The organism is Clostridium sp., assembly GCF_050717545.1.
Lineage (GTDB): Bacteria > Bacillota > Clostridia > Clostridiales > Clostridiaceae > Clostridium_AD.
The window spans coordinates 57,233-76,604 of the sequence record NZ_JBOITN010000039.1 but is presented as its reverse complement, the minus strand read 5'-3'; the positions used below and the strand labels follow the sequence as shown (position 1 = coordinate 76,604).

The 19,372-nt window shown below is 29.9% G+C and carries 18 protein-coding genes; 13 read left to right on the top strand and 5 right to left on the bottom strand.

Annotated elements, in window-relative coordinates; translation table 11 throughout:
* Nucleotides 1-100: 100 nt before the first annotated feature.
* On the top strand, nucleotides 101-949 hold the full coding sequence (locus ACREVX_RS14115; protein ID WP_431544837.1) for a DegV family protein: 849 nt from the start codon (nucleotides 101-103) through the stop codon (nucleotides 947-949).
* A 15-nt stretch (nucleotides 950-964) separates the two neighbouring features.
* Nucleotides 965-1,411, top strand: a complete 447-nt coding sequence (locus tag ACREVX_RS14110) for a PadR family transcriptional regulator (RefSeq protein WP_431544868.1) — start codon at nucleotides 965-967, stop codon at nucleotides 1,409-1,411.
* 61 nt (nucleotides 1,412-1,472) lie between these two features.
* Here ACREVX_RS14110 and ACREVX_RS14105 read toward each other — a convergent pair whose 3' ends face one another.
* The 3 genes from ACREVX_RS14105 to ACREVX_RS14095 all read right to left on the bottom strand — a co-directional run bounded on the left by ACREVX_RS14105 (nucleotide 1,473) and on the right by ACREVX_RS14095 (nucleotide 4,498).
* A complete protein-coding gene (locus tag ACREVX_RS14105) occupies nucleotides 1,473-2,498 on the bottom strand; it encodes a PTS sugar transporter subunit IIC (RefSeq protein WP_431544836.1) in 1,026 nt (341 codons plus the stop codon).
* A gap of 281 nt (nucleotides 2,499-2,779) precedes the next feature.
* Nucleotides 2,780-3,466, bottom strand: coding sequence for a DUF4397 domain-containing protein (locus ACREVX_RS14100; protein ID WP_431544835.1), 687 nt, complete (start codon nucleotides 3,464-3,466; stop codon nucleotides 2,780-2,782).
* Nucleotides 3,467-3,553: 87 nt separating this feature from the next.
* Nucleotides 3,554-4,498 (bottom strand): magnesium transporter CorA family protein, encoded by a 945-nt coding sequence (locus ACREVX_RS14095; protein WP_431544834.1) that lies wholly within the window; start codon nucleotides 4,496-4,498, stop codon nucleotides 3,554-3,556.
* Nucleotides 4,499-4,743: 245 nt separating this feature from the next.
* On the opposite strand from ACREVX_RS14095, the gene ACREVX_RS14090 reads away from it, so the two are divergent.
* The 6 genes from ACREVX_RS14090 (at nucleotide 4,744) to ACREVX_RS14065 (ending at nucleotide 9,921) form a co-directional block, all read left to right on the top strand.
* Nucleotides 4,744-5,292, top strand: coding sequence for a manganese efflux pump MntP (locus tag ACREVX_RS14090; RefSeq protein WP_431544832.1), 549 nt, complete (start codon nucleotides 4,744-4,746; stop codon nucleotides 5,290-5,292).
* 54 nt (nucleotides 5,293-5,346) lie between these two features.
* Complete coding sequence (locus ACREVX_RS14085) at nucleotides 5,347-6,807, top strand: aminoacyl-histidine dipeptidase (RefSeq protein WP_431544830.1); 1,461 nt, start codon at nucleotides 5,347-5,349, stop codon at nucleotides 6,805-6,807.
* A gap of 147 nt (nucleotides 6,808-6,954) precedes the next feature.
* A complete protein-coding gene (locus ACREVX_RS14080) occupies nucleotides 6,955-7,380 on the top strand; it encodes a Fur family transcriptional regulator (protein WP_431544828.1) in 426 nt (141 codons plus the stop codon).
* Between the two features lie 16 nt (nucleotides 7,381-7,396).
* On the top strand, nucleotides 7,397-7,795 hold the full coding sequence (locus ACREVX_RS14075; RefSeq protein ID WP_431544826.1) for a DUF6762 family protein: 399 nt from the start codon (nucleotides 7,397-7,399) through the stop codon (nucleotides 7,793-7,795).
* A gap of 37 nt (nucleotides 7,796-7,832) precedes the next feature.
* The gene (locus ACREVX_RS14070) at nucleotides 7,833-8,891 is read left to right on the top strand and encodes an HD-GYP domain-containing protein (protein WP_431544825.1); all 1,059 of its coding nucleotides are present in this window, start codon (nucleotides 7,833-7,835) and stop codon (nucleotides 8,889-8,891) included.
* Nucleotides 8,892-8,919: 28 nt separating this feature from the next.
* Nucleotides 8,920-9,921 (top strand): rhomboid family intramembrane serine protease, encoded by a 1,002-nt coding sequence (locus ACREVX_RS14065; protein WP_431544823.1) that lies wholly within the window; start codon nucleotides 8,920-8,922, stop codon nucleotides 9,919-9,921.
* 68 nt (nucleotides 9,922-9,989) lie between these two features.
* Here the strand turns inward: ACREVX_RS14065 and ACREVX_RS14060 are convergent, their stop codons facing one another.
* Entirely contained in the window at nucleotides 9,990-11,750 is a 1,761-nt protein-coding gene (locus ACREVX_RS14060) for an ATP-dependent metallopeptidase FtsH/Yme1/Tma family protein (protein ID WP_431544821.1), read from the bottom strand.
* A gap of 399 nt (nucleotides 11,751-12,149) precedes the next feature.
* Here ACREVX_RS14060 and ACREVX_RS14055 point away from each other — a divergent pair, with 399 nt between their 5' ends.
* The 5 genes from ACREVX_RS14055 (at nucleotide 12,150) to ACREVX_RS14035 (ending at nucleotide 18,545) form a co-directional block, all read left to right on the top strand.
* On the top strand, nucleotides 12,150-13,097 hold the full coding sequence (locus tag ACREVX_RS14055) for a ribonuclease H1 domain-containing protein (RefSeq protein ID WP_431544820.1): 948 nt from the start codon (nucleotides 12,150-12,152) through the stop codon (nucleotides 13,095-13,097).
* A gap of 28 nt (nucleotides 13,098-13,125) precedes the next feature.
* Nucleotides 13,126-15,282, top strand: coding sequence for a PAS domain-containing sensor histidine kinase (locus ACREVX_RS14050; protein ID WP_431544819.1), 2,157 nt, complete (start codon nucleotides 13,126-13,128; stop codon nucleotides 15,280-15,282).
* A gap of 182 nt (nucleotides 15,283-15,464) precedes the next feature.
* A complete protein-coding gene (locus tag ACREVX_RS14045; RefSeq protein ID WP_431544818.1) occupies nucleotides 15,465-15,629 on the top strand; it encodes a hypothetical protein in 165 nt (54 codons plus the stop codon).
* Between the two features lie 235 nt (nucleotides 15,630-15,864).
* Nucleotides 15,865-17,163, top strand: a complete 1,299-nt coding sequence (locus ACREVX_RS14040) for a helix-turn-helix domain-containing protein (RefSeq protein ID WP_431544866.1) — start codon at nucleotides 15,865-15,867, stop codon at nucleotides 17,161-17,163.
* A 35-nt stretch (nucleotides 17,164-17,198) separates the two neighbouring features.
* Complete coding sequence (locus tag ACREVX_RS14035; RefSeq protein WP_431544817.1) at nucleotides 17,199-18,545, top strand: helix-turn-helix domain-containing protein; 1,347 nt, start codon at nucleotides 17,199-17,201, stop codon at nucleotides 18,543-18,545.
* Between the two features lie 83 nt (nucleotides 18,546-18,628).
* Here ACREVX_RS14035 and ACREVX_RS14030 read toward each other — a convergent pair whose 3' ends face one another.
* Nucleotides 18,629-19,354, bottom strand: coding sequence for a type 1 glutamine amidotransferase (locus tag ACREVX_RS14030; protein WP_431544816.1), 726 nt, complete (start codon nucleotides 19,352-19,354; stop codon nucleotides 18,629-18,631).
* Between the last annotated feature and the right edge of the window lie 18 nt (nucleotides 19,355-19,372).

Here is a 19,372-nt window from a genome sequence, read left to right as displayed (position 1 = left end):
TTTGGATAGATTAGTAGATACGATTGTTTATGTATCACTATTGATACACATAAATCATTATGATATAATAATGATATTATTTAATGTAGGAGGGGTTAATTTGGATAAAATAGCGCTTATAACAGACACTACAAGTGATTTAAGAAGTGAAGCAATAGAAAAATATAATATAAATGTATTGTCTTTTAGGATTATCTATTCTGATAGAGAATATTCGGATAATATAGATATTACCTCACAAGAAGTTTATGATAATATGAAAATAGAAGTGCCTACATCATCGTTGCCATCAATGAAGGATATGGAGGAATTATTTTTAAAATTAGAAGAAGAGGGATATACGCATGCTATAGCAATAACATTATCTACTGGGTTATCAGGTATATTTAATGCTATGAAGCTTACTAGTGAAAATCATCCAAGTATCATTACTCATGTATGTGACTCACAATCTATTGCTCTTGGTGAAGGATTAATAGTAACAGAATGCGGAAAATTAATACAAGAAGGAAAGAGTTTCGAGGAAGTTGTTTCCGCTATTCCATCTATTAAAAAGAGAATACATTTGTATTTTGTAGTAGGAACGCTGGAGTATTTAAAAAAAGGTGGAAGAATAGGAAAAGTTGCAGGAACAATAGCTGAACTTTTAAATATTAAACCTATAATATCATTTGATGCTGACGGTAAGTATTGCACCGCTTACAAAGTAAGGGGTAGAAAGCAATCTCTTAATAAACTTATAGAGCTTACAAATGATATTTTAGATAAAAAGAAGTGTAAAGTTTATATATTACATGGTGATGCATATGACGAGAGTAAAAAAGTAATGGAAAGAATAAGCACTCATTCAAACGCTATTTCAATAGAATTTGGAGGATGTATAAGTCCTGTATCAGGAGTTCATAGTGGACCAGGGTTAGTAGGAATGGTTTGTATAGAGGAACCTTAAATAAAAATGGATGATATGGGAACTAAAGAAAATGAGATAGACATTAGAGCGCAGGAGAAGAGATTGTACGTTGAATACAAGAAAAAGCTCTTAGAGCTTCGGAAAGTTCAGAAAGAAAAAGAAGCGGTTGGTCAAGTATTCACAAAAGGACTACTACCTTTGTACGTATTATATATTCTAAGTTTAGGCGAAACTAATGGAAATGATATATCTCATAAAATTGGAGATAGAACAAATGGTTTTTGGATTCCTAGTACAGGAGGAATATATCCCCTTTTAAAGAAATTAGAAAAAGAAAAATTGGTTGTTGGAGAGTGGAATGATTCAAAAAAAGCACAGAAAATATATAAGATAACCAATGAAGGTTTAAGCGAATTAGAAAATAAGAAATACCTAATGCGTGGTAAAATTGAAGAAGCTTTAGAGGTATTTAAAATAATATATAGTGATTTATATAATTAAATATTATAACAAAAGAATCTAGAGGCATTTTGCCTCTAGATTCTTTTGTTATAACATTAGCCTAAACATTCAGCTTTAAGTCTCCTTCTCTTATCCAACCTTTTTTTCTCATGATTTCTGAGAAAAGTAAGGTCAAAGCAGCAGGAGCTATAAAATGTAGCAATAATATTTTTAAAACTATCACAGAGGTTGGCGCGCTTGCCTGCATAGCTGCGAAGGTTCCAAATTGACCTACAAGACCACTTGTACCCATACCTGCTCCAAGTGAATTGTTTGTCATTGCGAAAATCGTGGTTGATAAAGGTCCTAGTATTGCACCTGCAAGGGTTGCTGGTATCCAAACTTGAGGACGTTTTACTATGTTTGGCACTTGTAACATGGACGTGCCTAGTCCTTGTGATAATAAACCACTTAATTTATTTTCTCTATAACTAGCAACAGCAAAACCTACCATTTGAGCACTACAGCCAACTGTAGCAGCGCCTGCTGCTAGGCCAGACATATTTAGTGAAATTGCAATAGCAGCGCTACTAATTGGAGCAGTAAGTGCTAGTCCCATTAAAGTAGACACCGCAATGCCCATAGGTATAGGCATAAGTGTTGTAGCTGAATTTATAAATGCGCCCAAATCAGTCATAAAGGTTGAAATATAAGGTCCAACAAATTTACCTGCAATGCTTCCAGTTATAATAGTAACAATAGGAACTATTACGATATCGAGTTTTGTCTTTCCAGAGACCAAGTTTCCAAGTTCTGCACCTATTATTGCAGCAATGAATGCTCCAACAGGACCGCCTCCCATATACATATATCCAAAGGCACCAGTAGCAGCAGACGAGAACATTGCAAGCGGAGTGACCTTTAAACCCCAAGCTACGGCAACTCCAATAGCGGCGCCAACTACAGGAGATTTAGCTGAAATGATTTCTGTGAACTCTTTAAGAAAATTAAGTCCAGGAATTTTTGAGAATTGACTCAATATTAGTCCGATGATTAATGAAGCAAAGAGGCCTAATGCCATTGCACTTAAAGCATCTAAGAAATATCGTTTTAAAGCTTTCTTTAAAATGATTTTGAACTTACCCATGAATTTTCCCCCTAATGAAATATACTTTTTTATGTTGTAGATATAAATACTTTTTAGAGCAAAGACATCAGCTGTTATTCAATACGATTACATATGTATATTCTAGTGTATATACAATCAGCTGACAATATTATAACATCTTATTATAAACACATCAATAAGCAAAATAAAACAAATAACTAGTAAAATATACTAGTTATTTGTCAAAGGCTAGAGAATGATAAAGCAAAAAGTTTTAAAGAAAGACGGAATTATTGATATAAGCTATAAAATATTAATAGCTATTCGTTACGTAAGTCTAAATAAGAACTACCGTCTAATGGAATTAAAGCTTGAAGACCTGGACGATCACCAGCGAGACCTATAGCATAAACAGTGTAAAAACGTTCCGGTTTAAGATTTATATTAGGTACGTATAAAGCAATGGTTTTAGTGCCAGTAGGTCTAACCTCTAACGTGTAGGTTCCAGCAGGCACCTGTATATAATCAGTAAGTTGTTTGTAACTAATATTTTCAAATAGAATTGTGCCGTCTGGTAATGCAATATCTACAGCACCAGCGTTAGGTGATAAATGAGCGAATTTAACATAGACCATATTACTAGGGTCTATAATTTTAGGCTCATTAACAAGTAATATATCGATATTTGGCAATAGTCCAATAGCTGCAACTGTGTATATTTTTCCAGATGGAACAAAGATGTTTTTATTAAGTACCGGCGAAATTTTAGTACCAGCAGCATATAATTTTACATTGTAATTACCAGTCATAACCTTTATATAATCTGTAAAAGAACCATAGGTAAGGTTTTTAAATTTTAACATGTCATTAATATATACATCAACAGCTGGGGATTTAGGTGAAGAATGAAGAACTCTTATATATGAAATCATAGGGCTTACCCTATCCATAGGGAGTTCTCTATATAAAGAATATACGTCATTGTAATTATTTGGGCAATAAAACATAAAAGGCTCCCTTCAAATATTTCTACTATACCAATATATGAAAAAGATCCTAAAATGTTCCGTAATTAGTTATAAACCTTAAGATTATTAAAACATATCTTTTTTATTGAGAAAATAAATAACAGTTACAACTATAAGGCCAATTAGTGCAACAATATACCAAAATCCTAGACCGATACCAGTAACGCCGAATGGAATTCCAGTTACATTCATACCAAATAGTCCGGAAATCATGTTGGGTATAGCCATAACTATAGTAATAGCTGCAAGAAATTTCATTACTACATTAAGTTTATTCGAAATAACTGAAGAGTAGGCATCCATAGTGCCATTTAAAATATTAGTATAAATGGTACACATCTCTATAGCCTGTCTGTTTTCAATAATAACATCGTCTAAGACGTCTTTATCATCTTCATACCTTTGAAGAATGTCTAGTTTAAGCATTTTTTCTAAGGTAATTTCATTTCCTCTTAGGGAAGTTGAAAAATATACAAGAGATTTTTCAAGAGCTAATAGCTGAATAAGTTCTTTATTTCTTAAAGTTTTATGTAGTTGTTTTTCTACTATATAGCTTTTTTTATCAATTTGTCTTAGGTATACTAAATAATAGTTTGCAATTCTATATAAAATTTGGAGCATAAATCTTGAACGTTTAAAAGTAAAGAAGGAGCTGATTTTTCCTTCGCCAAAATCGGATAATATCTTACTGTTTTTTAAACAAACTGTAATTATAACTTTGTCAGTATGTATCATGGCTATGGGGTAAGTGTCATAGGTTAAAGAATTATCATCCATATCTGTAAAAGGTATATCTAGAATAATTAATGTACAATCTTCTTCTATGTCAATACGTGAGGTTTCTTCTTCATCTAAAGCAGCCCTTAAAAAATCCATGGGAACACTAGCTTTTTTAGAAATAAATATTAATTCTTCATCTGATGGGTCTATCAGGTTAATCCAGCAACCTGGCTCTATATTTTCGTGCATTGTAAGTTGTTTGTTTTCTGCACTGCTGTATATTGAAAGCATTACAACACCTCCTAGTATAATATCCTTTATATTATAGTCTAGAAAACGTAATATATACAAGTGATAATCATTAAAATTAATTTTATCAATATCTATTATGTGGCTAAAACATGGTTGACAATGAAGATTGTATAATCAATAATAGTATATGGAAAGTTATACACATAAATTTTTATATATTGAATAATAATAAATAAATTAGATTAAATATATATAACTAATAATATTGGGAGGCCAAATAACACATGGATTTTTATCCGTTATTTATAATAGCATTAGCATTATCTTTAGATGCTTTTGGAGTGGCTTTATGTATAGGATTAAATAGCCAAACTAAGTTTTCAAACAAGATAGGATTTATAATTTCTTTTGCCTTTTTTCAATTTTCATTATCATATGTAGGGGCTTATGCAGGATTTCTTTTTAATACATATGTAGCTTCAATGCCAACCATAATTGGTGGTATAATTATATCGTTAGTTGGAGTGATTATGATTAAGGAAGGTATAGAAAATCAAGGAACATGCCCACTACTTAAACCTAAGATGTATTTTATTTTAGGAATATCTGTAAGTATAGATGCCATGGTAATAGGTTTTACGGTATTAGGTGATATAACAAATATTATATTATTAAAAGATACATTATTTATTGGATTAGTAACGCTAGTAATGGTAATAATAGCTTTTATAATATCTAAATATTTAAAAAAAATAGAAATTGTTGGGAAGTATGCTGACTATATCGGAGGAATAATCTTAATAATATTTGGACTTAAGATGATGTTCTTTTAATTTCAAGAATATTTCTACTTAAAATAATGGCTTTTAAAAGAAAGGATGATAAACATGTTAGAAAAATTAAAGGATTTAAATTCATTTAATGCGTTTAAATATTTTAAAGAGATTAATGAGATCCCAAGAGGTTCTGGAAATGAAAAAGCAATTAGTGATTGGCTTGTTAACTTTGGAAAGAAATATAATTTAAAATTCATTCAGGATAAAGCTTTAAATGTAATAATTAAAAAACCAGGTACTGTAGGATATGAAAATTCTCCAAATATAATTATTCAAGGTCACATGGATATGGTTTGTGAAAAAAATATAGAATCAAAACATGATTTTTTAAAAGATCCTATTGAATTTATTGTAGAGGGCGATTTTTTAAGGGCAAATAGAACTACACTTGGAGCGGATGATGGAATTGCTGTAGCAATGAGTCTTGCAGTGCTTGCGTCAAATGATATTTCCCATCCCCCAATTGAGCTGCTCGTAACTACTGGGGAAGAAGTAGGTATGATTGGTGCCCAGGCACTGGATCCTAATAATTTAGAGGGAAGAATACTTATAAATATAGATTCAGAAGAAGAAGGAAAACTTTTGGTAAGTTGCGCAGGTGGGGTTCGTGAAAAAATAAGACTTAAAATAACTTGGCAGCAGGCAGATAAAAACTTTATATCTTGTAACATTAAGTTAAGAGGATTAAAAGGCGGTCACTCTGGAATGGAAATTAACAAAGAAAGAGGAAATGCTAATAAACTTATGGGACGTTTCTTAATGGATTTACGATCAGTTATAGATTTTAAAATGAACTTTATAAGTGGCGGAGCTAAAAACAATGCAATTCCACGTGATGCTGATGCTACTATATTGTTTAGGGAAAATGATAAAGATATAGTATCTCAAAAATTGTCACAATGGAATGCTACTTTTCAAAATGAATTAAATACTATCGATCCAAGTATTAAGTTAGATATTGAAGTGCTAGAAAATAAAGTTTCTAGGATTTTTTCTGATGACACAACTACAAAAGCGCTTCAAATACTTTTTTTAATTCCAAATGGCATTAAAAGTATGAGTATGGCAATTCCAGGACTTGTTCAAAGTTCAACCAATATAGGTGTTATTACTACAAGTGATACGGATATTGAATTCGACTCAGCAATTAGAAGTTCCGTAAAAAGTCTAAAAAAAGCAATATGTGATGAAACAATAGTAATTGCTGAAATGGTAGGAGCTACAATTGAATTTGAATCTGACTATCCAGAATGGGAATATAATACTAGTTCTAAGATAAAACCAATATTTGAAAAAGTGTATAATAATTTATTTGGAGCAAGTCCTGAAATATCAGCTATACATGCAGGTCTTGAGTGTGGACTATTTAGTGAAAAGTTTAAGGGCGATATTGATCAAATATCTTTTGGACCTAATATTTATGATGTACACACACCAGGTGAACATCTAAGCATCTCGTCGACAGATAGAATGTGGGATTATTTAGTAGCAGTATTAAAGGAAATAAAATAAATATACTTATTAAACAGTAGAATAAGTGATAGTGGATTTTCAAAATGCTTCTACTTTTGTAGGGGCATCTTTTATAAGCATAACTTGTATTCATGACCAGATTGAGGTATATTATAATTGTTATAATAATGTAGTAAGGTGATGGATATGGATATAATTTTATATTTAAAAGAGAATAACATAAGAGTTACAAATGCTAGGAAAAGCATACTAGAAATCATATTTTCTAGTACTGAGGCTATAAATGCAAATCTTATATATGTACTGCTAAAAAAAGAGGACATAAAAACAGATTTGTCAACGGTATATCGAACCCTGGATTTATTAGAGAGTAAAAAGATTTTGAATAAGTTCGATTTGGGAAACAATATGTATAACTATACTATAAATAATAATGCTCATAAACATACAATTGAGTGTGAATTATGTCATAAAAAAATAGTTATAGATTGTCCAATACCTCAAATAGAAGAACAGATAAAGGCTAAGACGGGAATAACTCTTACAGAAAGTCATGTTTTTTTAAAGGGTATCTGTAAGGAGTGTAAAGAATTTAAAAAATGTAAAAAATAAGAGAGGGTGAGTTTTTATGCAATTTTCTTCACTAGTATTAATGGAAATAGATAAAGAAACTAATCAATTTGTTAAAGAACTTGGTAGTTATGAAACTTCTGAGGGTGCGGAATTTGTTACAAAATTAAATTACTTCGGGGAACTAATTAACTTGACATTTGATACTCATGACGATGTTGAGGAATGGCAATTCACGGCAATTTATGACTATTTTAATGAAGAAGCTTTTACAGCTAAAGGGTATATTGTTGAAGCTATAGATGATGAATATAACCCAACTTGGCTCGTTAAGTTCAAATATTCTGATGATCATATGGTTGTTCGTGAAGCTATAATTGAAATATGTGAATTAATAAAACAAGAACTTAAAAAAGTTTTTATAAAAATTAAAGATAAAGAAGAAGAATATAAATAAATATATTTAAACTAATGAGAAAATATTAGAGGTGGCCATGAGACTTGAATTTATTAATAAAATAAAGGTTGGCGAAGTTTTAGGAAGAAATATATTTACAAATAGCGGAAGCATATTATTAAGAACCGGAGTTATATTAAACGAGTTGTATATTAAAAAACTAAAAGAGTTAGGTGTTTTCTATGTTTATGTGGAGGATGCTAGGCTTTGTGATATATCAGTAGAAGATGAAAAACTAAGTGACTTAAAAGCGATAACTATGAAAAATATGGTTAAGATAATGAAAAATGTAACTGGTGCGAATAAAAAAGTAGCGGAAGAATCCTTATCAGTTGTTTCGAATTTAGTTAATCATATTATTGTGATGGGTGAAGTAAACAAAAGTTTGTATGACATTCAAACCTATGATAACTATTTCTACCTTCACTCCATAGATACTGGAATTATGGCGATTTTTTTAGGTATCTCAATGGATTTTTCAGAGAATGAATTAAAAGAACTGGGAATTTATGCAATTATTCATGATGTAGGCATAACTAAAATAGATAAAAATATCATAACTAAAACAGGGAAATTGACAGATGAAGAGATTAAAGAAATCAAAATGCATCCTATATATGGGAAAGAAATTCTGGAAAAGAATTTTTTTATGTCATGTGAAGTTTTAGAAGCCGTAGAATGTCACCATGAAAGAGTTGATGGGAGTGGGTATCCTTATGGACTTATTAATAATGAAATTTCAAAGTTTGCAAAAATAATTGGTGTTTGCGATGTTTATAATGATGCACTCAATAATAGATGTTATAGAGAACGATTTAACCCAAGGGATGCTTATGAGCTAATTTTAGCAGGATGTGGGAATGATTTTGATGAAGAAGTAGTGAATCACTTCAAAAAAACTTTTTCGGTTTTTCCATTAGGTAGTTGCTTAAAGTTATCCAATGGAGTTGAAGGATATGTAATTAAACAAAACAAAAATTTTCCTGATAGACCTATAATAAGAGTACTGTATGAAAATGAAACTAGAGAACCTATTAAATTTTATGAAATAGATTTGTTAAAGTGTCATAATATTAGAGTGCATTCGGTAATATAAAAAATGTAAACTAGATTAGGAGCAAGATATGGAAGAAAAAAATATAAAATCTATTATAAATATGTTAACAAGGCAACGTGGGTATTTATTAGAGAATATAAAAAGTAAAAATAGCAATTCTGAGATTTGGACAGTAAGCAAAGTTATAGGTGTTACAAATTATCGGTTAATATTTATGACGCTTAATAGTGTACAGCAATTGGAGTTATATAATATTCCAGATGACAAAACTAACATATATATACTACTTTCTCAGAATGAGGGTAAGGGGGAGCAAATTAAAGAAGCTATTGTAACAAATAATTTGTTAGATAAACCACTTATTAGAGTTAATATATCAGAGAAAAAAGTAAACTATTCAGAAAATGCAAATTTGCAAGTGGTTCAAGATATAGCTTCTGTGATGAGCAATAATAATTTAAAAGGTAGCAATGAAAAAATAGATATTAAGGATAGACCTTGGATTACAATTGGGATTATAGCAATAAATATTATGATGTATTTAGTTTCAGCTTATATGAGTTATAGTGTCGGGGGTAGTATATTTAATAGTAATACCAATGTTCTGATTTTGCTAGGGGCTAAGGTTAATACCCTAATTGCCGAGGGACAGTATTATAGGCTCGTGACTTGTATGTTTTTACATGGAGGGATTGTGCATATAGGTGTCAATATGTATTCACTTTATGCTATAGGACCAATGGTTGAGAAGGTTTATGGTAAGGCTAAGTTTATTGCTATTTATTTTGTTGCTGGGATATGCGCATCTATATTTAGTTATGTCTTCTCAACAAGTGTTTCTATCGGAGCTTCTGGTGCAATTTTTGGACTACTTGGAGCAGTACTTATTTACGCAATTAAATCTAAAGGTAAAACTGGGAATTCGTTTATAAGAAGTATATTATCTGTTATATTTATTAATATATTTATCGGAGCAACGTTACCTAATATAGACAATTTTGCACATGTAGGTGGACTTCTTGGGGGAATGATCATAGCATATTTGGCAAGTTTTAGAGCAGAAGGTTAATAAAGCACATTGAAATAAATAATAAGCTTATATACTAGCTTAATTATTTATTTCAATGTGCTGAAAGTTTATGCAATGATGCTTTTTTTATCATTAAAAACTTTAATTAAATCTTCATGATAAATAGTTTCTTTTTCAATTAATAAAGCTGTCATTGCCTCTAAGGTATCTTTTTTGCCTTGTAAGGTTATTTTAACTTCCTCATATAATTCTGAAATTAGCTTTTTACATTCGCAGAAGACTGCTTCTTGATTTGTAAATCCTGATTCTCTTAGTTTACCCATAGTAAGTAGACCTAAAGAGTCACCCATTCCGTATTCAGTAACCATGTTTGCTACAAGCTGAGTGCTTTTTTGCAAATCATTATATGCACCTGTGGTTACATTGCCTGCTCCGAAAATAATTTCTTCAGCAGCTCTACCACCTAAAAGTACCATTATTTTCTTTTTTATATATTCTTTGTTCTGATATAGAGTATCCTCAGGAATACTTAATGTATAACCGCCTGCACCTTTTGTAGTTGGAATTATAGTCACTTTAGATACTTTATCATTTGGCAACATCTTAAGTGAAATCAAAGCATGTCCTGCTTCGTGGAAGGCAGTTATTTTTCTATCTTCATCTTTAATATAATCTCTATCAACTTTTTCGTAACCAGCTAGCATTATAGAATACGCTTTATCTAAATGACTATTTTCGATAAATACAGCATTGTCTTTGCATGCAATAATAGCTGCTTCATTTGTTAAATTTTCAAGTTTTGCACCGGAAAAAGATGTAGTTTTGTGAGCCCATTCAGAATAATCTATATCTTTAATAGGCTTATTTTTTAAATGAAGTTTTAAAATTTTTTCTCTAGCAGATACATCAGGTAATGTAACTTCAATATGCCTATCAAAACGACCGGGTCTTAGTAGAGCCTCATCTAGCATATCAAGTCTGTTAGTTGCTGCAATTATAATTATGCCTTCTGTTTCATTAAAACCAGACATTTCAGTTAAAAGAGCGTTAAGTGTCTGATCTTTTTCATCAGAACCGCCACCACTTCCGTTGTCTCTTTTTTTACCAATAGCATCGATTTCATCAATAAATATAACTGCTCTACCATGACTTCTTGCTTTCTTAAATAAATTTCTAATTCTTCCAGCTCCAACCCCTACATATATCTGAACAAAATCAGAACCGGATACTGCATAAAAAGGTACATTTGCTTCGCCAGCTACAGCTTTTGCAAGTAAGGTTTTACCTGTACCTGGATCTCCATATAAAATAACTCCTTTTGGCATTCTAGCACCATAAGCTGAATATTTTTCAGGGTTTTTTAGAAAATCTACAACATCTTGTACACTATCTTTAGCTTCTTCATTACCAGCAACATTACCAAAGTTAAAACCTATATCTTCTACTGCATCAACATCAAGGTTTGAAGCTGAGAACATGCTTTTAGACTTTATTTTTGTAGATTTAAAAGCCATAATTACAAGTATTATTAGTGAAATAACAAATCCGGCTATTGATGCTATTTGAGTAGGATTTGTTAGAGTTTGCTCAGAAACATTTATTCCGTTTTTGAGTAGACTTTCTTTGAAATTATTGGTTCTTGGATTATCAGTTTCATAAATAGAACCATCTTTAAGTTTTACTTGAATTTTAGGAGAGGTTGTTACGTACACAGTTGAGATAGTTTGTGACGATGAATCTTTAAGAAAATCAGTGTATGGTACATTTTTAGATGGTTTAAAGGTATTGCTCACAAAAATCAGGCATACTAATGAAAAGATTGCAGTGATTACAGGAATCAAAATATACTTATTTTTAATTTTATTCATATGATCGAAGCGATAAAACAACAATACTTTTAGAAAAGTTGTGGAATCGCATCTTCACCATCCTTTCATGGGGTAAATATATTTTTTCGTATTTTTGAAAATTAATTTATTTAGTAGTATATATTAATATAGTTATATATTTAGTAAAATAGTTTACAAATTTTACATGACGTGTGAAGTACATTGCTGTAATAGCAACTTATATGGGTAATTATAATATCTTTCTGAGGTCTTGTCCACCGAACCTAATAGAATTTGGTAATGTAAATAATGTAAAAAGAATGTAATTGCTATATTTATCATTTGTTGTATAATTTATATAGGATAGTTATAAGGGGATACAATGTAATCTTTATTATGAAACTTGTAGGGTAGCTTTAAAAAAGGAGAATGTCTAAAATGGGTAAGAAAGTTTATGCTATAAAAGAAGGATTTGATTCTACTAATAGTAAAAAAATAGAAAATAAAATTGTTGGCACTTGGGCAGAGTGCTTAAAATATGTAAAAGGTGTAAAAGGTGCTAAATACAAGTCATTTGGGGATGTAAAAGAAGCTGAAAAGTTTTTAGCAGGTGATGAGAATGTTTTTAAAAAAACTGATGATAATTATCCAAAAGAATGTCTTCATGTTTATGTAGATGGAAGTTATAATTCTACGACTGAGGAATATTCATATGGAATGGTAGCTGTAAAAAATGATATAGTTCTACATATAGAAAGTGGTGCAGGGAAAAGTGATTCGGCTAAGAATATAAGGCAAATAGCAGGAGAACTGGAGGGCGCTGTAAAGGGGTGTCAATATGCAGCGCGCACAGGGCAACAAAAAGTAGTGATATTTCATGATTATGTAGGGATTTGTTACCATGCTACAGGTTTCTGGGAGAGGAAAGAGGAATCATCAAAGGAGTACTACAAGAAAATGCAACAATTAATGAATAGTGGAATAGACGTTATGTTTGTTAAGGTGGATAGTCATACGGGCGATCTATTTAATGAACTTGTTGATGAAAAATGCAAAGAAAAACTAGGAATAAAATCAGATAAAGTTGTAGAAAAATGGCTGAGGGAAAATATTATAAATGTAGCAAGTGTTGATGTAAAAGAGGAGATTTTGAAAATAGCTTCTTCATGTGGTAAAAACATTATTGTTGTAAATTCTAATATTGAAGTTAAAGCTAACATTAATGTTAGCTCTAATATAGATATTAAACTAAAGAGTGATGTAGATTTTAATGATATTCTTAATCAATATTCACAAAGTCCAGAAGAAATTTGTGGCAAAATAGATGATCTTAGTAGCACAGATAAAACAGATTTTATAATTTATTTATTAAAACAAAATATATAAATAAATTGAAGAAAATGGAGGGAGTATATTGAGGAAGATTTTTAGTAATATAACAAATTTGAATAAAAGAAATACTTTAATAAAAAGAACTAATTTGAATACAAAAAAATCTTTAAATAAAATAACTGCTTTAAATAAAGAGCTAATGAAAGAAAATGAGAAGTTACGTGAGCGGAATGCTGCAATAGAAAAGGAGAATAACCGTATAGAGCAACATAACTTTCAGTTAGTTAATATAATTGAAAATTTATCTGAGGGAGTAATGTTTGCGGATAATAAAGGTCAATTTATAATGGTCAATTCAGAGGCAAAGAGGTTAATTTATCAATCAGGGATAGGAATTAATTTAAAGGATGCTCTTAAAAATACCCAAGTATTTGATATGGCAGGAAGTGAGCTGCCATATCAAAATTTTCCTTCAGTTAGGGCTTTAAGAGGTGAAATATCTAATAATGTTAAAATATTTGTGCGCCATCCAAGTAAAGAGTATTTTGCAGAAATTAGTTCAACGCCAATTTATGATGCAAATGGTGATATAACCATGGTAGTATCATGTTTTCATGATATTACACAAACAATAAAACAATCTAGAAAAATTGAAGAACAAAAAAAAGAATTGGAAGCTGTTTTAGAAAATATATCTGATTCTATTGCCATTTTTGATAGTAAAGAAAAGTATACATTAATTAACAAAACATCAAGGGAAATGTTTTTTTCATCTTATAATAGTATGGACAATATAAATGAGGGGTATAGAGAATCTGATTTCTATGATATAAATGGAGATAAGATTGACCCGTCAAATATACCCTCAAGCAGAGTTTTGAGGGGTGAAGTATTTAAAAATATGAGAATTTTAGTAAAGTCCCCTCATAAAACATTACAGTTAGATGTTAGTGGAACACCAATTTATGATGAGAATGGAAAATTCTCTTTAGGTGTGCTTTGTAGCAAAGATATGACAGAATATTTTAAGCATGAAGAAATTATAAAAAATCGGTATGAATTTTTAAACAGAATGGTAAATACTTTTGATTTACCGGTTGTTAGATTATCATGCCCAGATTTATTGGTTGTGGATATTAATAAAAAGGCGTTCAATATTATTAAATTGTTTAGACCTAATGTTAAATCGATTAAAGAAATAGAAAAGAATAAAATAGAAGATTTATTTGAAACTTCTCAAATTAGTGATTATTACAAGTTTATTAGTGAAGCAATAAATGAAAAGAAAACTAAGTATTTAAATAAAATAAAATATTTTGTAAATGGAAACGAGGTATACTGGAATATTATATTTGAGCCTATGCTTTGCCCAAATGGAGAAGTCGAGGAAATATTAATTTTAATTATTGATGTTACTTCAGAAATAAAGTCAAATATTGTTATGGAAAATGCTCTGAAATTGCAAGGAGAATTCCTTGTTAACGTGTCTCATGAACTTAAAACTCCATTAAATGTTATATTTGCAACAGCTCAGTTATTTAATATGTATTGTAGTAGTGGGTCTTTAGATGAGAAGAAAGATTCTATTCTCAAACATATAGAATCAATAAAACAAAATTCATATAGATTATCAAAAATTATTAATAACATAGTAGACTTATCGAAAATCGAAGCTGGATTCTTTAAATTAAATTTATCGAATAATAACATAGTTGAAGTTGTAGAGGAAATAGTCATGTCTGTAACTAACTTAACTGATAGTAAAGGATTAGATATTATTTTTGATACTGATGTAGAAGAAAAAAATATTGCTTGTGATACAGAAAAGATAGAGAGAATAGTATTGAATCTTATTTCAAATGCCATAAAATTCTCGGACGTTGGTGATAAAATAGTTGTAGATGTAAAAGACAAAAATGAATTTGTTGAGATATCGGTATCTGATAATGGTATTGGCATTGAAGAAAAAAATTTAGATATGATATTTGATAGATTTAAGCAAGTAGACAAATCTCTATCAAGAAATACAGAAGGTACAGGCATTGGATTAAGTTTAGTTAAGTCAATTGTAGAATTGCATGGAGGTACTATTAGTGTTAAAAGTGAATTTGGAAAAGGAAGCAAATTTACAGTTAGACTTAGCGCAAAAAGGGTACTTCATGAAAATATGATTTATAATAGTAATGTAAGAAGTAAGGATGAAAATATACAAGTAGAACTTTCTGATGTTTATTCTTGATTTTCTTAACTTAAGAATAGTTCATAAAGTTCATAAAAACTTTATGATATTAAGTAGAAAAAAGGGATTAGAAATTTATTTTAAAGAATATATTACTAAATTTAAAAAAAACAGGTTAATTAATTTAAAAATGAACATCCTATTAGAGAACAGATTAATAAATAAAAAAGGATGTGAGACTTATGCATAATAAATTTATATCGACAATTGCAGCAGGGGCTGTAATTGGAGTAGTTGCAAGTTTAATGTTGATTCCTAACATGGACAAAAGCATAAAAGAAAGAGCTAAAAAAACTGGTGAAATGGCAGAAGGCATGTATGAGAGTATGAAAGATCATATTTTATAATAAACAAATTAAAGACTCCAGACTATATTAATAAATATATAGTCTGGAGTCTTTAATTTAATTGCTTATAATTCAAAATTTGTTCACAAATTTTGAATTATAAAGGTAAACTATGTTATAATTAAATTAAAATTGTCTAAGATTGACTAAATTAATAGTATTTCAGCTTCGAAGAAGATGAGCAGCTGCGCAGGTGATGATTAAAAGATTACCATATTGTAAAGGAAGAGTGATTATGGAGATATTGTCTTTAGGAGAAAAGATAAAGCGGAAAAGAAAAGAGCTTAATATGACATTAAAAGACCTTGCAGGGAACAGAATAACCCCAGGACAAATTAGTCTTGTTGAATCAGGGAAATCTAATCCTAGCATGGATTTATTAGAATATTTGGCAAATACGCTAAATACAGCTGTTGAGTATTTAATGGAGTCAGAGGAAGCTCAAGCAGAAAAAATTTGTTTGTTTTATCAAAATATTGCTGAAGCACATATATTAAATAGAGAGCTGTTACAGGCTGAACAAAATATAGAGAAGTCTATATTTTATTCTGAAAAATACAAATTGGAATATAGAAGAGCCAGAAATTTATCTTTAAGAGGAGATATCTACATGGCTAGGGAAGAAATTGCTGCGGCTCAAGAGGTTTTTCTTTCATCAAATGCTATTTTTATTAAAGGTAACTTTTATGAAGAGATTATTAAAACTTTTTTAAAACTTGGTGTGATAACTCTTGAACTTAGGGGGTATCAGTCAGCTTCAAGTTATTTTAAGCAATCCGAAAAAGTTTTTATGGATAACCAAATGGGAAATGATTTTTTATTAGGTAAAATATATTATTATATAGGGTACACTTATTTTAAACTTGAAAATATAGAAAATGCGATAAAATATTCATATTTAGCTCAAGAAAAATTTAAGCAAATAGATAATAAAAAAGAATATGCCAATTCACTTTTATTATTAGCTTATGAGTATAATAAAAAAGGTGATATTAAGAATGCTATAAAATATTCAAACATTACTTTAGAAGTGTTTAATGGAATTAATAATTTGAATTATGTTTCCGAGATTGAAAATAATTTGGGAAAATTATTTTATGAATTTGAGAACATTGAAGAATCATTTATACATTTAAATAAAGCCAAGGAAATAAGGCAAAAGACTAATGATATAAAGCTAATAGAGACATTATCAAACATTTGTGAAAATCATATTAAGCTCAAAGCAGTAAATAAAGCAAAAGAAGTTTTAGGAAATATATTGGAATACATAGAAGATGGGAATTATAAAGCATTAAGTCATTATTATTTATTAAAATATAGAGTCGATCTATTAGAAGACAACAAAAATGAAGCAGAAAAGACCTTGCTTGATGCTCTGAATTTTGAAAAAGAGCAAAATCATATAAAAAGAGCAGCCGAGATATCTATAATGATTGGGAAATTCTATATCGAAGGTAGCAGAAGCACAGATGCAGCTAGATATCTAAACGAAGGTGTAGAATTATTTAAGAATGTTGGAATAATAAAGTGATTTAAGTGAAACTATTTTGTGGATAGGTGATGAGAATGAGAATATTATCAACAGGAGAAAAGATAAAAAGGAGTAGGATATATAAGGGATACACATTGAGAGCTATTTGTGATGATAAAATCTCAGTATCCAAAATGAGTTGTATAGAAAATAACAAAGTTATGGCAGAATCTTGGATACTAGAATTTATTAGTAAAAAGTTAGATATAGATATTGAATATCTAAATGAAAATATATTTGAGCAAGTTGAGGCCAATATCAAAGAATTAAAAGAGTATGCCATCATTGATGGCAAGTATGCCATCATTGAAGGCAAGTATGACGTTAACGGCAAGTATGCTGTTGACAGCAAGGTTGCAGTTGATGATAAGGAAGAATCTTATGAATCCGATATAATCTATAATTTGCATTTTGCCCAAAAATATAGTTACGATGATTTAGCTATTGAACTAATGCATATGTTGTTTAACTTTTACTTGGATAAAAAAGATTTCGAAAAAACACAAGCAATTACTTCGAAGTATTATGATTTGCATTTAAAAACAGCTATAGAAGATAATAAGTTAAATTACTACATTGATATGGCAAGACATTTATACATAAAAGAAGATTATCTTCAGGCATCTAGTTATTATTCTAATGTGAGAAAAGGGTTAGGAGAATACATTACACCTAATTATAAAAAATTAATAATAGCCACTTATAATGAGGCTGCTTGCAATATTATGCTTAAAAATTATGAAAAAGCATATGATGTGGGAATAAAATTGTTGGATTTGGTTGAGTATGTGGACACTGAGCTTAAAGCTGCTGAAATATATCATATGCTGGCCATCTTATCTATACGAATGAACAATGGGAAATTTATGGAATATGAAAAAAAATCCTATGAACTATATGAAGACAATACTGCTAGTAAAGCAATGGCTATTTTCAATTATGGATCTACAATGCTTGACTGTAATATGAAAGATATAGCAGTTAAATACATAAAAAACAGTTTAAGTGTGTATCCTAGAGTGGATAAGGTAGGCCTAGTTGCATTTATGTTAGATTGCGTTAAGGAACTTATTAAAAATGATGTAATAGAATTTGCGCAGTCTATTTCAGATGAAGTACTGAATTATGCTATTAATTTAGATGATATAAAATTCATTGAAAAATGCTACTATTATAAAGCTATTATTCTTGAGAAACAAGGAAGTTCATCTAGTGCAGAGATGTATATGAATTTATCTTTAGATTCATTACTTAAATTTGGAGAAAAACAAGAGATATATAAACGTTACATTGAAATGGGAAGCATGTACCACAAATTAAATAATGTACCCGATTCTTTAAAGTACTTTAGTTTAGCAATTCAACTTGAAAAGAAGATGTAGGTTGGGTTACATCTTCTTTTATACTCAAAAAAAGTATATATTACTCGTATTGCAATACGCGTAATATATACTTTTTTTCTTTTTTATTTTGAAGTTTCTCTGTTTATTATAAACTGCTTAGCTTTAATTTCGAGACTATCATCTAATGAAGTCAAAGCTACTTCATCATATTTATTATTTAATGCAAGTGTTAGTATTCTGTCTGCAAGCTCAGGATTTTTAGACAAAAGTGAACCATGAAAGTAAGTACAAAAAGTGTTTTTATAAATACAACCTTCATAACCATCTTCTCCATTGTTTCCAAATCCAACTTTAACGGTGCCAAGTGGAGTTAGGTCGTTAATGTAAGTTCTTCCAGAATGGTTTTCAAAGCCGACATAGGTTTCATCAAAAACTTCATTATGAATAACTGTATTTCCTATAAATCGTTTGTCTCCGCTTTCAGTATATATATCTAAAATATCAAGGCCTTCAAGTTTTTCGCCTTCAGGGGTTGTGTAATATTTCCCAAGCAATTGATATCCACCACAAATAGCTAAAAATACTTTACCATCTTGGATGTATTCTTCCATTGCTGATTTTTTAAGTTTTATTAAGTCAGGGGATACTATGGTCTGCTCATAATCTTGTCCTCCACCGAAAAATACAATATCATAGTCATCCCCTCTAAAATCATCACCCATAGACACATTAACGATGTTTACTTCTATGCCGCGGAGTTCAGCTCTGTGTTTTAATATTAAAATGTTTCCTACATCCCCATATACGTTCAGTAAATCAGGATATAAATGACAAATATTAATTTCCATATTAATTTTATACCTCAC

Bases quoted from the DNA above. Each gene is read 5' to 3' on its own strand.
- ACREVX_RS14110 (WP_431544868.1), top strand. From the start codon at position 965: ATGGGAACTAAAGAAAATGAGATAGACATTAGAGCGCAGGAGAAGAGA.
- ACREVX_RS14105 (WP_431544836.1), bottom strand. From the start codon at position 2,498: ATGGGTAAGTTCAAAATCATTTTAAAGAAAGCTTTAAAACGATATTTC.
- ACREVX_RS14100 (WP_431544835.1), bottom strand. From the start codon at position 3,466: ATGTTTTATTGCCCAAATAATTACAATGACGTATATTCTTTATATAGA.
- ACREVX_RS14095 (WP_431544834.1), bottom strand. From the start codon at position 4,498: ATGCTTTCAATATACAGCAGTGCAGAAAACAAACAACTTACAATGCAC.
- ACREVX_RS14090 (WP_431544832.1), top strand. From the start codon at position 4,744: ATGGATTTTTATCCGTTATTTATAATAGCATTAGCATTATCTTTAGAT.
- ACREVX_RS14085 (WP_431544830.1), top strand. From the start codon at position 5,347: ATGTTAGAAAAATTAAAGGATTTAAATTCATTTAATGCGTTTAAATAT.
- ACREVX_RS14080 (WP_431544828.1), top strand. From the start codon at position 6,955: ATGGATATAATTTTATATTTAAAAGAGAATAACATAAGAGTTACAAAT.
- ACREVX_RS14075 (WP_431544826.1), top strand. From the start codon at position 7,397: ATGCAATTTTCTTCACTAGTATTAATGGAAATAGATAAAGAAACTAAT.
- ACREVX_RS14070 (WP_431544825.1), top strand. From the start codon at position 7,833: ATGAGACTTGAATTTATTAATAAAATAAAGGTTGGCGAAGTTTTAGGA.
- ACREVX_RS14065 (WP_431544823.1), top strand. From the start codon at position 8,920: ATGGAAGAAAAAAATATAAAATCTATTATAAATATGTTAACAAGGCAA.
- ACREVX_RS14060 (WP_431544821.1), bottom strand. From the start codon at position 11,750: ATGAATAAAATTAAAAATAAGTATATTTTGATTCCTGTAATCACTGCA.
- ACREVX_RS14055 (WP_431544820.1), top strand. From the start codon at position 12,150: ATGGGTAAGAAAGTTTATGCTATAAAAGAAGGATTTGATTCTACTAAT.
- ACREVX_RS14045 (WP_431544818.1), top strand. From the start codon at position 15,465: ATGCATAATAAATTTATATCGACAATTGCAGCAGGGGCTGTAATTGGA.
- ACREVX_RS14040 (WP_431544866.1), top strand. From the start codon at position 15,865: ATGGAGATATTGTCTTTAGGAGAAAAGATAAAGCGGAAAAGAAAAGAG.
- ACREVX_RS14035 (WP_431544817.1), top strand. From the start codon at position 17,199: ATGAGAATATTATCAACAGGAGAAAAGATAAAAAGGAGTAGGATATAT.
- ACREVX_RS14030 (WP_431544816.1), bottom strand. From the start codon at position 19,354: ATGGAAATTAATATTTGTCATTTATATCCTGATTTACTGAACGTATAT.